The sequence below is a fragment of the Flavobacterium sp. S87F.05.LMB.W.Kidney.N genome (assembly GCF_004366435.1).
In the GTDB taxonomy this organism is placed as follows: domain Bacteria; phylum Bacteroidota; class Bacteroidia; order Flavobacteriales; family Flavobacteriaceae; genus Flavobacterium.
On sequence record NZ_SODX01000004.1, the window covers coordinates 1 to 15,053 of the forward strand.

Consider the following 15,053-nt stretch of genomic DNA (forward strand, 5'->3'; position numbering starts at 1 on the left):
TAATGCTCGGATGGTGAAATTGGTAGACACGCTGGACTTAAAATCCAGTGAACAGCAATGTTCGTGCGGGTTCAAGTCCCGCTCTGAGTACTAAAAACTTTAATTGGCTTTGCTAATTGAAGTTTTTTTTTTTGCTTTAAAGCGAAATTATAAATTCAGTCAAACTGAATATTTTTTATATTTTTACTTTTTTATTGAAGAGGAATAATATGTTTGTTAGATATTTAAAACATCATTTTACACGATAAAAGGTTTAATTTAATCTATTTTATATGAAGACTTATTTTATTCTATTTTTTCTTTTTCTCTGTATCTATTCAAATGCACAAAAGCAAGAAGTTCAAAAGAGTATCGATGTATTCTTTGAGGGTTTTCATCAAAGAGATTCAATGAAGATAAAATCGGTTTGTGCAGATAAAATGATTCTACAATCGATTAGTGAAAGTTCTTCAAAAGGAAATAAATTATCTGATGAAAGCACTAAGGAATTTTACAAATCTATCGCTTCTATTCCTTTGAATATGAAATTTCAAGAGAAAATTTTAAATTATAATATCCAAATTGACGGTACCATGGCTCATGTCTGGGCTCCTTATGAGTTTTATATCAATGATAAATTAAGCCACAGAGGTGTAAATACTTTTACTTTATTTAAAGAAAAAGATATTTGGAAAATCATTTATTTGATTGATACCAGAAGAAAATAGTTAATTATGAAGTACTTGAGTATTATAATATAAACAAATATCTGTTAGTAAACATTCTTCGCATTTTGGTTTTGGCCTGCATATTTCTCTTCCTAAAAATGAAATTGCCATTCCAATTTCTGACCAGATATTTTTTGGTAAAACGTTCATCAGATCTTTTTCTATTTTATTTCCGTCTTTAGATTCTTTTACAATTCCAATTCTGGGCGCAACTCGGATTACGTGTAAATCAGCAATAATGCCTTCTGCTGGTTGGTGAGTTTCTCTTAAAATAACATTGGCCGATTTTCTTCCAACACCTTTTAAAGCGGTTAAGCCTGACATTGTTAATGGAATATCTTTATCGTTTTTAATTGTTTTCGCAATTTCCAAAAGCCAATTTGCTTTTGTTCCGTGGTTTCGAACTTTACTTATATAAGGTATGAAAGTTTCTAAATCAGTTTTTGATAAACTATTTAATGTTGGAAATTTTTCGAATAAAGCTGGAGCAACATTATTGATATTAGCATCGGAATCTTGCGCAGATAAAACAACCATTACTAAAAGCTGGTAAGTATTTTTGTATTCTAAAGGATGTTTCTTATTCTTATATTTCTTTAAAATGGGTTTTAATTCAGTTTCCCAATTTAATGTTTCTCCAAATAAATCCATTCGTGATATTTTTTAAAAATTGATATTGAAGTAGTTACTTATATAAAGTTAATTTATTTTAATGAATTCTAAAGTTTTTTTAATCACATTATGATTGCCTAATATTTTTCTGTGACCAAGTCCGTCTGTTAGGTAAAGGGTTCCTTGTTCAAGATTTTGATGAATGTGAATTCCTGCTTTAACCGGAACTTCGGGATCATCATTATCATGTATTACTAAAACTGGAATTTTTATTTTCTGAGCTGCTCGATATGCTGAAAAGTCATCCATTTTGACTTTATATTTTTCTTCAAATAAATCTCTTAAATTATCACCAATTTCTTTTTTCAATCCTAATTTAAAAATAAACTCATCTAAAATATCCTGTACAATATTGCCGCTTCCAATTATTACAGCTTTATTTACTTTTAGACCGTCTTTAATCGCATTTAAGACAGACATTCCGCCAAGTGAATGTCCAATTGCAATTTCAAAAGGACCAAATTGCTTTTCAATTTCAAGAATAGAAGCTATAAATTCAGACATTATTGTGGTTTTGCCTTCTGATTTTCCATGTGCTGGAGCATCAAAACTAATAGTTGAATAGCCATTTTGTAAAAGCTCATCTGCGATTTTGAATAACTGTGTTCCGCGGCCAGACCAGCCATGAACTAATAATATTTTATGCTCACTTTTGCCATATTCATAAGTCACAACGCTCTTATCGATTGCAGGAACATTAATTGTTTTTTGAATGCTTTTACGATCCATTTCAAATTCTCGTTTTGGAACTTTATGTTTTACTGGTGTTGTAAATATTCTTGCAGCAAATTTTGTAACTAATTTTTTAGAAATAAAAGCGCAAATTTTGGCAGATATTATAATTATCTGAGGAATTTTTAATGATTTAGTGGGATTGATTGCCTTTTTTGCCATTTCAATAAAACTTTTTTGGAAGCGGAACTTTGCTTATTTTTTGCTAAATTTAGAAAACATAAAAGTAACATATTACTGATTGTTCTTAAATAATAATTGCAAATTAATTTCTAAATGGAAATATTTCATATTAGTGCAGAATGTTATCCAATGGCAAAAGTTGGTGGTTTGGCCGATGTGGTTGGAGCGCTTCCTAAATATCAAACTAATGCTGGCCATAATGTACGAGTTGTTGTTCCTGCTTATGACACAAAATTTAAAAAAGAAAATCAATTCGAATGCGTTCATTGGGGATCTGTTAAACTCGGAAGTTTTAATTTTCCTTTTAGCGTTCTTAAAGAAAGCACAGATGTATTAGGTTATGAGCTATATCTTATAGAAATAAATGAATTATTCGATCGTCCAAATGTATATGGTTATGAGGACGATATAGAGCGGTTTTTATCTTTTCAGATTGCGACCTTAGATTGGATAATTGCTCGAAATGAAGTTCCAGATGTAATTAACTGCCATGATCACCATACTGGGTTAATTCCATTTTTAACTCAATTTGCTTATAAATATGAAAAATTAAAAGATCTAAAAGCAGTCATAACCATTCATAATGGTTTGTATCAAGGATGGTTTGGTTTTGATAAACTGCACTATCTGCCAGAATTTGATTTGAAGCACGTTGGATTTTTAGAGTGGAACAATTCAATAAACTCACTAGCTGTTGCAGTAAAATGCGCTCAGGCTGTTACTACAGTTTCTCCGAGTTATTTAAATGAAATTAATTACGCAGCAAACGGTTTAGAAAATTTATTTAATTCTGTTAGAAATAAATCAAAAGGAATTTTAAACGGAATTGATATTGAAGTCTGGAATCCTTTAAAAGATAAAATGATTGCGGAGAATTATTCGATAGAGAATTTTGAAATTGGCAAACAAAAAAATAAGGAAAAATTGTGTGAACAATTCGAGCTTGATCCGTCAAAACCTTTATTTAGTTTTATAGGACGTTTGTTTGAAGAAAAAGGAGGCGATTTATTGCCTCAGGCTTCTGCATTAGCATTATCTGAAAATTTTGAAAATATCAATATCCTAATTCTAGGTTCAGGAAATTCAGAAATTGAATCGCAGTTAACACAATTGCGTAATGATTATAAAGGAAATTACAATGTTTTTATTGGTTATAATGAAGAATTAGCTCATCTGATTTATGCAGGTTCAGATTATATTTTAATGCCTTCGAGAGTTGAGCCTTGCGGTTTAAACCAAATGTATGCCATGCGCTACGGAACAATTCCGATTGTTAGGAGAACGGGAGGATTAAGAGATACGGTTATTGATTTTGGTGATGAAGGCAATGGAATCTGCCATGATCAGGCTTCGGTTGGAGATATTTGTTATTCCATAAATCGAGCTGTTAAATTATACGATGATAAAATAAGTTTCAATAAAGTTTTAAAAAGAGGAATGGAAGCTGACCATTCCTGGGAAAGTGTTTGCCAAGATTATATCGAGATATACAACCTAATAATTGAGAAAAATGAAATTTAAAAAGAAAAATGTAGTTGCTATTATTTTAGGAGGAGGACAAGGATCACGTTTGTTTCCATTAACAGAAACGAGATCAAAACCAGCCGTTCCGATTGGAGGAAAATATCGTTTGGTGGATATTCCAATTTCTAATTGTATCAATTCTGATATTTTTAAAATATTTGTTTTGACACAGTTTAACTCCGCATCTTTAAATGCACATATTAAAAACACTTTTAATTTTAGTATTTTCAGTCAATCTTTTGTAGATATTTTGGCGGCAGAACAAACTCCAGATAATCCAACTTGGTTTCAGGGAACTGCAGATGCTGTGAGACAGTGTATGTCACATTTTTTAAAACACGATTTCGATCATGCTTTGATACTTTCTGGTGACCAGTTATATCAAATGGATTTTAATGAAATGCTTGAAGCACATATTGCAGCCGATGCTGAAATTTCTATTGCCACTTTACCAGTAAATGCTAAAGATGCACCAGAATTTGGAATTCTTAAAACCGATCATGAAAACAATATTCATGCTTTTATAGAAAAACCACACGCTTCATTGTTACCGGAATGGGAATCTGAAGTGAGTGAACATATGCAGGAAAAAGGTAAAAAATACTTAGCTTCAATGGGGATTTATATTTTCAATAAATCATTGTTAGTGGAGTTAATGGGGGATCAGGAAACTAAAGATTTTGGTAAAGAGATTATTCCGCAGGCCGTTGGAAAACATAAAATATTAAGTTATCAATACGAAGGCTATTGGACAGATATTGGAAATATTGAATCGTTTTTTGAAGCCAATATTGGTTTAACAGCAGATATACCAGAGTTCAATTTATTCGACAATGAGAATAAAATTTTTACCAGACCAAGATTATTGCCGCCTTCAAAATTTAGAAATTCTATTATTAACCAATCTTTAATTTCTGAAGGCTGTATTATTAATGCCAAAGAAATAAAAAGTTCTGTTATTGGTATCCGTTCCAGAATTGGAGAAGGCACCGTTTTAGAGAACTGTTATGTAATGGGTAACGATTTCTATCAAGATCTGGATGAACTAAATTATGAAAGCGGTATTAATAAAATTCATGTAGGTATTGGTGAAAATTGTTTTATTAAAAATGCGTTAGTCGATAAAAATGTACGAATAGGAAATAATGTTCACATTAACGGCGGAAAACATTTGGATAATTTTACTAATGAATTATACAGTATAAAAGACGGAATTGTTGTGATTAAAAAAGGGGTTACGTTATCTGACAACTTTAGAATTGAATAAAATTTAGAATTCCAATAATTAAACTCAAAATTGCAATTTCAATCGTTACCTTAAAAAACAAATATGACTAAAGTAATCACACATTCTCTATTTACAGATTTTGATATTGATTTATTCAAAGCTGGTAAACACTTCAAATTATATGAAAAATTAGGAGCGCATTTAATTGAAGTTAATGGAGTTAAAGGTGTTTACTTTGCCGTTTGGGCACCTACAGCACATTCTGTTTCAGTTGTAGGTGATTTTAATTATTGGACTCAAGGCGAACATAATTTAAATGTTCGCTGGGATTCCTCTGGAATTTGGGAAGGATTTATTCCTGATATTTCAAAAGGAGCCCTTTATAAATATAAAATCCAATCGAATATTGGAGGAATTGTAACCGAAAAAGCAGATCCTTTTGCTTTGTATTGCGAAAAACCACCTCATACTGCATCTGTAGTCTGGGATTTAGATTATAGCTGGAAAGATAAAAACTGGATGCAGAATAGGCAGCAATTTAATGCTTTAGACAAACCGTACTCAGTTTACGAAGTTCATTTAGGTTCTTGGAAAAGAGCAGAGCATAATCGTTTTTTAAGTTATTTAGAACTTGCAGATGATTTAGTTAAATATGTAAAAGAAACCGGTTTTACGCATGTAGAATTTATGCCGATAATGGAGTATCCTTATGACCCTTCGTGGGGTTATCAGCTAACGGGATATTTTGCGCCAACTTCACGTTTCGGGAAGCCTCAGGATTTTATGGTTTTAGTTGATAGATTGCATCAGGAAGGAATTGGTGTAATTTTAGACTGGGTTCCATCGCATTTTCCAGATGATGCGCACGGTTTAGGTTATTTTGACGGATCGCATTTATATGAACATCCAGATAGAAGAAAGGGATATCATCCTGATTGGAAAAGTCTGGTTTTTAATTATGGAAGAAATGAAGTCCGCGCCTTTTTAATCAGTAACGCTGTTTTTTGGCTTCAGAATTATCATGTTGACGGATTAAGAGTTGATGCTGTAGCATCTATGTTATATCTTGATTATTCTAGAAAAGAAGGCGAGTGGGAAGCTAATACTTTTGGAGGAAGAGAAAATTTAGACAGCATAAGCTTTCTTAAAGAATTTAACGAAGTAATCTATGCTAATTTTCATGGAGTACAGACCATTGCAGAAGAAAGTACTTCGTTTCCGATGGTTTCAAGGCCAACATTTACAGGCGGATTGGGTTTTGGAATGAAGTGGATGATGGGCTGGATGCATGATACCTTAAAATATTTTCAAAAAGAAACTGTTTATCGAAAATATCATCAAAATGATCTGACTTTCTCGATGACCTATGCGTTTACCGAAAATTTCATGCTTCCTTTTTCTCATGACGAAGTAGTGTATGGGAAAAAATCGCTTAATTATAAAATGTCGGGCGATGAATGGCAGCGATTTGCCAATTTGAGATTATTGTACGGTTATATGTTCACTCATCCAGGAACTAAATTATTGTTTATGGGAGCTGAATTTGGCCAGACAAGCGAATGGAATTTTGAACAAAGTTTAGACTGGCATTTGCTGCAGTATGATTTTCATTCTGGAATAAAAAGATTAATTACAGATTTAAATCAGCTTTATAAATCACATCCTGCATTGTATGAAAAGCAATTTACAGGAGATGGTTTTGAATGGATTAATTATTCCGATCATCAAAATGCGGTTCTATCGTATATCCGAAAAGGGAATAATCCAGATGAAAATGTAATTGTAGTCTGTAATTTTACAGAAGTAATAAGAGAAAATTACAGAATAGGAATTCCGAAGAAAGGTAAATTACAAGAAATTTTTAATAGCGATGCATTGATTTATGGCGGTGGCGGTGTTGGAAATGGAAAAACATTAAAAATTGATTCAATATCTTATGATGGAAGGGATTTTTCAGTTGAATTAATTTTACCACCTTTAAGTGTAACCGTGTATTCTTTCGTTTAAAAAAAATCTGACATTCATTTCCATAAGTGCTGTTTTGTCATTTTATTGTTCTTAAATTATCGATTTTTCGATTTTTTGAGCAGTAATTTAATTCTCGATCAGAAAAAACGTTTTCGTGAATAAACCTTTTATTCATAGGGCTTTACTAACTTTTTTTGTATGTTTGAAATAGAGATTAGCGTTTTATAATTAATTCATTAGCGATATGATTACAAACACATCATTAGAATACAAAGGCGATTTATATCCATCAAAAATTGTTTCGTACGAGCAGGAAGGAGATTCGATTTTTTTCAATACGGATAATAAAGTTATTTTAAAAGTCACTATTCTTAGAGACAGTTTGATTCGATTTCGCTTCACTACAAAAGGTTATTTTAGTAATGACTTTTCATATGCGATTGATAAAACACAACTTCATGGTTACAATTTCTTGGAACTTACGGAGGAAGAAACTTTCTTTCAGATTAGAACCAGCAAAGTAAAATGTAAAATTCAGAAAGCTGATCTTCGTCTAGCTATTTACGACCTAAATGACTTTTTGATTCTTGAAGATGAACTTGGTTTTCATTGGGAAGAAAGCTACGAATACGGTGGAAATATCGTAAAAATGAGTAAGTTTTCTAAAGATGGCGAATGTTATTATGGCCTTGGCGATAAGGCAACTCAAATGAACCTTAAAGGCAAAAGAGTCGAAAATTTTGCCACAGACCAATATGCTTATCAAAAAGATCAAGAGCCTTTATATAAGGTAGTTCCATTTTATATAGGACTTCATAACAAACAATCTTATGGTATTTTCTTTGACAATACTTTTAGAACTTTTTTTGATTTTTGTCAAGAAAGAAGAAACGTTACGAGTTTCTGGGCCGAGGGTGGAGAAATGAATTATTATTTCTTTTATGGTCCGCAAATGCAGGATGTTGTGACAACTTATACCGACCTGACCGGTAAGCCAGAATTACCTCCTTTATGGGTTTTGGGATATCATCAATGTAAATGGAGTTATTATCCCGAAAGTAAGGTAAAAGAAATTACTTCAAAATTTAGGGAACTTCAAATTCCTTGTGATGCCATTTATCTAGATATTGATTATATGGAAGGATTTCGCTGTTTTACTTGGAATAAAAACTATTTTCCAGATCCGAAAAAAATGGTTGCTGAATTAGCAGAAGATGGTTTTAAAACGGTTGTTATAATAGATCCCGGAATCAAAATCGATAAAGATTATTGGGTGTATCAAGAAGCTTTAGAAAAAGATTATTTCTGTAAAAGAGCCGATGGACCATATATGAAAGGAAAAGTTTGGCCTGGTGAATGTAATTTTCCAGATTACACTAATCCCGCAGTTAGAGAATGGTGGGCTGGATTATTTAAAGAATTAGTTTCAGAAATAGGAGTGAAAGGAGTTTGGAATGATATGAATGAACCTGCAGTGATGGAGGTTCCAAATAAGACTTTTCCAATGGATGTTCGTCATTTTTATGATGGAAATCCGTGCAGCCATAGAAAGGCCCATAATATTTATGGAACGCAGATGGCAAGGGCAACCTATCATGGAGTGAAACGATTTACATATCCAAAACGTCCTTTTGTTATTACAAGATCTGCATATTCTGGTGCTCAGCGCTATACTTCTTCTTGGACAGGAGATAACGTGGCAACTTGGGAACATCTATGGATTGCTAACATTCAAGTGCAAAGAATGTCAATTTCAGGAATGGGATTCACAGGGTCAGATATTGGAGGATTTGCAGAACAGCCAACGGGCGAATTATATGCGCGATGGATTCAGCTAGGCGTTTTTCATCCGTTTTGCAGAACGCACTCTTCTGGAGATCATGGAAATCAGGAGCCTTGGGCTTTTGATGAAGAAGTGATTAATATTACCAGAAAATTTGTAAGTCTTCGTTATCAATTATTACCTTATTTATACACCATGTTCTGGCAGTATATTGAAGAAGGACTTCCAATGCTGAAACCTTTGGTTTACTACGATCAAGACGATACACAAACACATTATCGTAATGATGAATTTATCTTTGGAAATCAAATTTTAGTCTGTCCAATCCTTGAACCTAATGCTGTAGGTCGTCGTATGTATATTCCAAGAGGTGAGTGGTATAACTACTGGACAAATGAACTTTTCATTGGAGGAAGAGAGATCTGGATTGACACTAAATTTGATGAAATTCCAGTTTTTGTAAAAGCAGGAGCCATTATCCCAAAATATCCAGTACAGCAGTATGTGGGAGAATTAGAATTTGATGAATTGACGCTTGATGTTTACTTTAAAAACGGAAAAGAAAAATCTGTTGTATATGAAGATGCACAAGATGGTTACGATTATAAAAAGGGACGTTACAGCTTTTTATCTTTTAGATCTATAGGAAAAGAAAAAGAACTAATTATTCAGCTTCATAAAGAAGGTAAATACGATACTCCTTATAACAAATACAAAATTAATTTAATCGGTTTGCCGTTTAAAGTTTCTGAAATAGAAATAGACAATGAAAAAATTGAATTTGATAAAATTAATTTCGAACAAAATAATTTCTTAATTGTTGAAAAAGAGTTTAATGAATTACACATCGTAGGTGAATAGTTAAATTCTGATATTTTTTCACTTAATTGTATAAAATAAAATATTTTTTTTAATTGTATTTTTGGAAGAAAATTAGCTAGAATTATGAAAAAATATTTCTTTTTAGGAATTTTTGGTGCACTTGCAATGGCTTGTGCAACAAATCCAATCACAGGTAAGCAAAATTTGAATTTTGTTTCTAATAGTGAGTTATTTCCATCTTCATTTCAGCAATATAGTCAGTTTTTATCTGAAAATAAAGTGATCACTGGAACTGCAGATGCAAAACTTGTTGAAACTGTCGGCTATAAAATTAAGCTTGCAGCAGAAAAATATTTAACGTATTTGGGACAATCTCAGTATTTAAAAGACTACCGTTGGGAATACAAATTAGTAGACAACAAAGAGGTTAACGCATGGTGCATGCCAGGTGGAAAAATCGTTGTTTATTCTGGTATTTTACCCATAACTCAAAATGAAGCTGGTTTAGCAACAGTAATGGGACACGAAGTTTCACATGCACTTGCTAATCACGGAGCACAAAGAATGTCTGCGGCACAGTTACAGCAAATTGGAGGCGTAGCATTAGATGCAGCCACAAGTGGTAAATCTGAGTCTACAAGACAAATATTTTCGCAGGCTTACGGACTTGGTTCTGAAGTGGGAGTTATGTTGCCATTTAGCAGAAGTAACGAGAGCGAAGCCGATAAAATTGGTCTGACTCTTATGGCAATTGCAGGTTATAACCCAGATGATGCTATTGCATTCTGGACTAGAATGTCTTCAAAATCTGGAGGAGCTGGAACACCAGAATTTATGAGTACGCACCCTTCTGATGCTACAAGGATTGCAAATATAAAATCTTTAATTCCAGAAGCTAAAGCTATTGCGCTTAAAGTTGGAACTATAAAATAAGTTTATATTCTTAAGGATATAATTTTAAAAGCTATTCATTTTTTGAATAGCTTTTTTGTTTTTAGTACAGTTGATAATTTAATAATGCACGAATTGAATAATTAATATTTGATTATAATAAAAATTGGATAAATTCGTAGGCTGTTATCAAAACCATATATATGAAAAACCTACAAAAAGGAGATAAGAAGCTGTTAAACGCCTGGGCATTTTATGATTGGGCCAATTCGGTTTATACATTGACTATTGCATCTGCAGTATTTCCAATTTTTTACGAAGCATTATTTAGTGACAGAGATCATTACATAGATGTTTTTGGACTTCATTTAAAGAACTCAGCTTTAATAAGTTTTATTACTGCTGCAGCATTTTTGGTTGTTTCGTTTATTTCCCCATTACTATCTGGGATTGCAGATTATGTGGGAAATAAAAAATCCTTTATGAAGTTTTTCTGCTATTTAGGAGCATTATCTTGTATGGGATTGTATTGGTTTGATCTGGACAATATTTACATTGGATTATTATTTTATTTCCTAGGATTATTAGGATACTGGGGAAGTTTAGTTTTTTATAATTCTTATCTTCCAGATATTGCTTTTGAAGAACAGCAGGACAGAATTAGCGCCAAAGGATATTCATTAGGATACGTAGGAAGTGTCATTTTGCTGATTGTTAATTTAGCGATGATTATGAAACCAAAGTTATTCGGAATTACCGGTACAGATGGAGAAGCTGCAATGAAAGCAATGCGCTATTCGTTTATAATGGTAGGAGTTTGGTGGATTTTATTCAGTCAATATACCTATTATTATTTGCCAAAAGGAAGTAAAGATACAGGGCAAAAATTAACTAGATCTGTAGTGTTTAACGGATTTAAAGAATTAAAGAAAGTTTGGGCATTATTACAGGAAAACATTCCTTTAAAACGTTATTTAGGAGGTTTCTTTGTTTCGAGTATGGCTGTACAAACTGTTATGCTTGTAGCTACTTATTTTGGAGCGCAGGAAATTCAATGGTCATCTAAAGAAGAAAGCACTATTGGACTTATCATTTGTATTTTAATAATTCAGTTGGTAGCCGTTGTTGGTGCTGTTTTAACTTCAAGAGCTTCTGCCAAGTTTGGAAATATTCCAACTTTAATTGTGATTAATATCATTTGGGCCGTATTTTGTGCGCTTGCCTTTTTTATAATATTACCAATACATTTTTATGTTATGGCAACAGTTGCAGGTTTTGTAATGGGAGGAATCCAAGCGCTGTCCCGATCAACGTATTCCAAATTATTACCAGAAACAGAAGATACCGCTTCGTTTTTTAGCTTTTATGATGTTGCTGAGAAGATCGGAATTGTAATAGGAATGTGTGTTTACGGAATTATAGATCAAATTACAGGAAGTCCGCGTGCGGCGATTGTAATTTTAGCAATCTTTTTCGTTACAGCCATATTTCTTTTAAGAAGAGTACATAAAAAAGACGTTTCAAATTAATGAAACGTCTTTAATAATATTATATCACGAATTGCAGTAATTATTGATTGATGATAGTTTTTGTAATTCGTGATATTTTTTAATAATTAACCTTTTGAAATACTTCCTGAACCCGAAACTTTTACATCTCTTTTCTCAGGATTTCCTAAATATTTAATATTTCCTGAACCTGAAACTTTTCCAGTTAGGCTTGATTCGCAGTTTACAGTGCTGTTTCCAGATCCAGAAACATTAGCTTCTACATTTTTAGATTTTAAATTAGAGGCATTTACATTTCCCGAGCCAGATATTTTGCTGGTAAAAGAATCAGCTCTGCCTTTTAAAACCACGTCACCAGAACCGCTTAAGGCTAAATCAAGATTTTTTGCGTCAATTTCTAAATTAAAATTTCCAGATCCTGATAATTTGGTAGATAAGTTATCGCTTGTAATTTTATTTTTTGTTCTAATATCTCCTGAACCAGATAAAGTAACAGCAGAAATTTTCTCAAAAGGAACTATAACTTCAATTTTCTTCCCTATACTTGTGCGAATTTGAGTTCCTTTTTCAACATAAATTTTTAACTCATTTTCTTCAACTTCAACCTTAATTACGGCGAGTAGATTTTCTTCTCCTTTAATTGTAATTTTCCCTTCTTTTCCGGCAACTAAATCAACATCAAAAGAGCCCGCAATTTTGATTCCGTCATAATCGCCAGTTGTTCTTGTTTGGGTCACGATCTTACCGTTTCCATTTACTTTATTATTAGACCATTGTGCTTTAGCACTGCCGTTCACTAGAAAAACTGCTAAAAGTAAAAGTAAAATTGATTTTTTCATTGTTTTGATTTTTAGATGATTAATTTTTTATTAATGAAATGTTCCCATAGTTTGAATTAATATTAATCTTATTTTGTCCTTTTTTTCTGTAGAAACCGCTTATTCTTTTGCTGTTGCTTTTTGTTTCTGAAACTGAAATATCTAAAGAATTATCATGTTTGATGTTTGAATATCGGGCAGAAACATCAAAATCAAATGCATAATTAGGTGCGTAGCCAATAGCAATATCTGTGTATCCAGAATTTATGTTTACATTTCCAGCTTTTTCATTCAGAGTTCCAATATTGATTTTGCTGTAGTTTGTATCAAAACTAAAGTTGCTTGAAACCTCTCCAATAATAAGCGTTAAATAATTTCCTGAACCATTTAACGAATTGATTTTTTGGAACTTAAATGTACCATAATTGCATTGGTATTTTATATTTTGAGCCTCGTTAAGATTAACATCGGTATAATTTGCATTTAGATTTAAATTACCAGAATCATTAATTTTTAGACCAGAATATCTGGCGTTAATAGATCCTGTTTTGATATAATCTATACTTGAATTTTGACAGTATGCAATTTCAATTTGATTATTGGATCCATTTAGCTTACCTAAGGTAACTTTGCCGTATTTACAATTAATATCAGTATTTGCTTCTAAGCTCAAAGCAGAAATATTACCATATTTGTTTACCAATTTGAGAGAACCATTTTTAGGAATTTTAATTACGTAATTGATCTCAAAACTATTATTGCTTCCTTTACTTTTAAGAGAAGAATTTCCAAGATTAGTTATAGCTGAAACCAAACTTTTAAGAGCAGAAATTTCTACATCAATACTGTTTAAACGTTCGTTAACCCAGTTTTCATTTGGTCCATTCACTTTGATCGTGATATCAAGATCTATTTTGTCTTCATTCCATGTTGAGACGGTAATATTTCCGTATTTATTATCAATATCAATTCCAGCGTTTGAATTGACGATGTATGTTTTTTTAATGTTTTTTTGTTTAGTAATAAAAGTGTCATCATTTGAAAATCCTAAAAAAGGAATCAAAATAAATAAGATTAATACGTTATAGTGTTTTTTCATTAGAGGTGTTTTTAAATTTTTCGTTGTCTTCAATTCTTTTTAAAACGGTTTGCAAAAAAGAAATTCTGGTTTGGAGATTACTAATCATTGCATAAATAATCTGTTTGTTTTCGCCATTTTTTTGCAGTTCGTTAATGATTTTTTGATAATCAGCATCAAAGGTTTTCATTTGTTTTAATGCATCATTTATAATCTGCTCATTTTCTGGCGAACTCTTTTCTTTTAATTTAACCAGTTCATTATCGATCAGAATATTGAAAATAGAATCGGTTCGTTTAGTTTCTTTGGAGGCAAATTTGAATTCTTTTGGTTTTTCATTTTTATAAAAAATAGAAATTCCGAGCATTAATACAATCGAAGCGGCAATAGCTGTTATAAACCAGTATTTTTTCTTCGGTTCTTTTTTATTTAATTTTTGCATAAAATCAACTTGATGATCGGAGTTTAGTTCCTGAACATCCCATTGGTTTTCCAATCTGCTGAATAATTTGTCTAAACTGTCTTTTTCATTTTTCATATTCCAATTCATTTTATATTTCTTCCAATTTTTTCCTTAGACTATCTTTGGCTCTGCTCAAGGTCGTTCTGCAGTTTGCATAGGTAATATTCAAAATTTCGCAGATTTCCTCCTGATCGTAGCCTTCAATGTAAAACAATGTTAAAACCATTCTGTAATTATCCTTTAGCTGCAGGATAGTATTTAGAACCTGTTTTACTTTAAGATTTTCTAAGTCAATATTTTCAGAAATTATTCCATCATTTTCTTCGACTTTGTATAATTGTTTGCTTATATCTTCTACTTGAAAAGCATTATTTTTTTTATAAAAATCGATACTATAATTAATGATTATTCTTTTTAACCACGCACCAAAAGCCACTTCTTGTTTGTAGTCGTTAATTTTTGTAAAAGCCTTTAAAAAACCTTCCTGCATGACGTCTTGTGCAAAATGTTCGTCTTTTACAATGCGGTAAGCAACATTATACATCGCCTTGCAATAGCGGTTGTAAATTTCAAACTGCGCTTTCTGATTATTGCTTTTACAAAGCGCAATTAATTCCTCGATATTTTGGTTGTTTTGACTCAAGTCGTGGCTTTTGGTTTTTAATAGGGACTGTAC

Annotated in this window: 13 protein-coding genes and 1 tRNA gene; 8 read left to right on the plus strand and 6 right to left on the minus strand. The window is 32.0% G+C overall.

Annotation, left to right across the window (positions count from 1 at the left end):
* Positions 1–4 precede the first annotated feature (4 nt).
* Together EDB96_RS12530 and EDB96_RS12535 are read left to right on the plus strand one after the other, a co-directional pair.
* Positions 5–90, plus strand: a tRNA-Leu gene (locus EDB96_RS12530).
* 182 nt (positions 91–272) lie between these two features.
* The gene (locus EDB96_RS12535) at positions 273–707 is read left to right on the plus strand and encodes a nuclear transport factor 2 family protein (RefSeq protein WP_134141151.1); all 435 of its coding nucleotides are present in this window, start codon (positions 273–275) and stop codon (positions 705–707) included.
* On the opposite strand, the gene EDB96_RS12540 is transcribed toward EDB96_RS12535, so the two are convergent.
* Together EDB96_RS12540 and EDB96_RS12545 are read right to left on the minus strand one after the other, a co-directional pair.
* On the minus strand, positions 708–1,358 hold the full coding sequence (locus tag EDB96_RS12540; RefSeq protein ID WP_134141152.1) for an endonuclease III domain-containing protein: 651 nt from the start codon (positions 1,356–1,358) through the stop codon (positions 708–710).
* A 48-nt stretch (positions 1,359–1,406) separates the two neighbouring features.
* Complete coding sequence (locus tag EDB96_RS12545; RefSeq protein ID WP_134141153.1) at positions 1,407–2,273, minus strand: alpha/beta hydrolase; 867 nt, start codon at positions 2,271–2,273, stop codon at positions 1,407–1,409.
* A 114-nt stretch (positions 2,274–2,387) separates the two neighbouring features.
* Here EDB96_RS12545 and EDB96_RS12550 point away from each other — a divergent pair, with 114 nt between their 5' ends.
* From EDB96_RS12550 to EDB96_RS12575, 6 genes are all read left to right on the plus strand, one after another.
* On the plus strand, positions 2,388–3,815 hold the full coding sequence (locus tag EDB96_RS12550) for a glycogen synthase (RefSeq protein ID WP_134141155.1): 1,428 nt from the start codon (positions 2,388–2,390) through the stop codon (positions 3,813–3,815).
* Complete coding sequence (locus tag EDB96_RS12555; RefSeq protein WP_134141156.1) at positions 3,805–5,085, plus strand: glucose-1-phosphate adenylyltransferase; 1,281 nt, start codon at positions 3,805–3,807, stop codon at positions 5,083–5,085. The genes EDB96_RS12550 and EDB96_RS12555 overlap by 11 nt, the downstream gene beginning before the upstream one ends.
* Before the next feature lie 63 nt (positions 5,086–5,148).
* The gene (gene glgB, locus EDB96_RS12560; protein WP_134141157.1) at positions 5,149–7,053 is read left to right on the plus strand and encodes a 1,4-alpha-glucan branching protein GlgB; all 1,905 of its coding nucleotides are present in this window, start codon (positions 5,149–5,151) and stop codon (positions 7,051–7,053) included.
* Positions 7,054–7,258: 205 nt separating this feature from the next.
* The gene (locus EDB96_RS12565; protein ID WP_134141158.1) at positions 7,259–9,658 is read left to right on the plus strand and encodes a glycoside hydrolase family 31 protein; all 2,400 of its coding nucleotides are present in this window, start codon (positions 7,259–7,261) and stop codon (positions 9,656–9,658) included.
* 84 nt (positions 9,659–9,742) lie between these two features.
* Positions 9,743–10,552 carry a M48 family metallopeptidase gene (locus EDB96_RS12570; RefSeq protein ID WP_134141160.1) on the plus strand — a complete coding sequence of 270 codons (810 nt, stop codon included), beginning with the start codon at positions 9,743–9,745 and terminating at the stop codon, positions 10,550–10,552.
* Positions 10,553–10,713: 161 nt separating this feature from the next.
* Positions 10,714–12,039, plus strand: coding sequence for an MFS transporter (locus EDB96_RS12575; RefSeq protein ID WP_134141161.1), 1,326 nt, complete (start codon positions 10,714–10,716; stop codon positions 12,037–12,039).
* A gap of 86 nt (positions 12,040–12,125) precedes the next feature.
* On the opposite strand, the gene EDB96_RS12580 is transcribed toward EDB96_RS12575, so the two are convergent.
* The 4 genes from EDB96_RS12580 to EDB96_RS12595 are packed head-to-tail and all read right to left on the minus strand — an operon-like array spanning position 12,126 to position 15,020.
* A complete protein-coding gene (locus EDB96_RS12580; RefSeq protein WP_134141162.1) occupies positions 12,126–12,857 on the minus strand; it encodes a head GIN domain-containing protein in 732 nt (243 codons plus the stop codon).
* 19 nt (positions 12,858–12,876) lie between these two features.
* Complete coding sequence (locus EDB96_RS12585) at positions 12,877–13,935, minus strand: hypothetical protein (protein WP_134141163.1); 1,059 nt, start codon at positions 13,933–13,935, stop codon at positions 12,877–12,879.
* Positions 13,919–14,452 (minus strand): anti-sigma factor, encoded by a 534-nt coding sequence (locus tag EDB96_RS12590; protein WP_134141165.1) that lies wholly within the window; start codon positions 14,450–14,452, stop codon positions 13,919–13,921. Before EDB96_RS12590 ends, EDB96_RS12585 begins: the two co-directional genes overlap by 17 nt.
* A 13-nt stretch (positions 14,453–14,465) precedes the next feature.
* The gene (locus tag EDB96_RS12595; protein ID WP_134141166.1) at positions 14,466–15,020 is read right to left on the minus strand and encodes an RNA polymerase sigma factor; all 555 of its coding nucleotides are present in this window, start codon (positions 15,018–15,020) and stop codon (positions 14,466–14,468) included.
* Positions 15,021–15,053 lie beyond the last annotated feature (33 nt).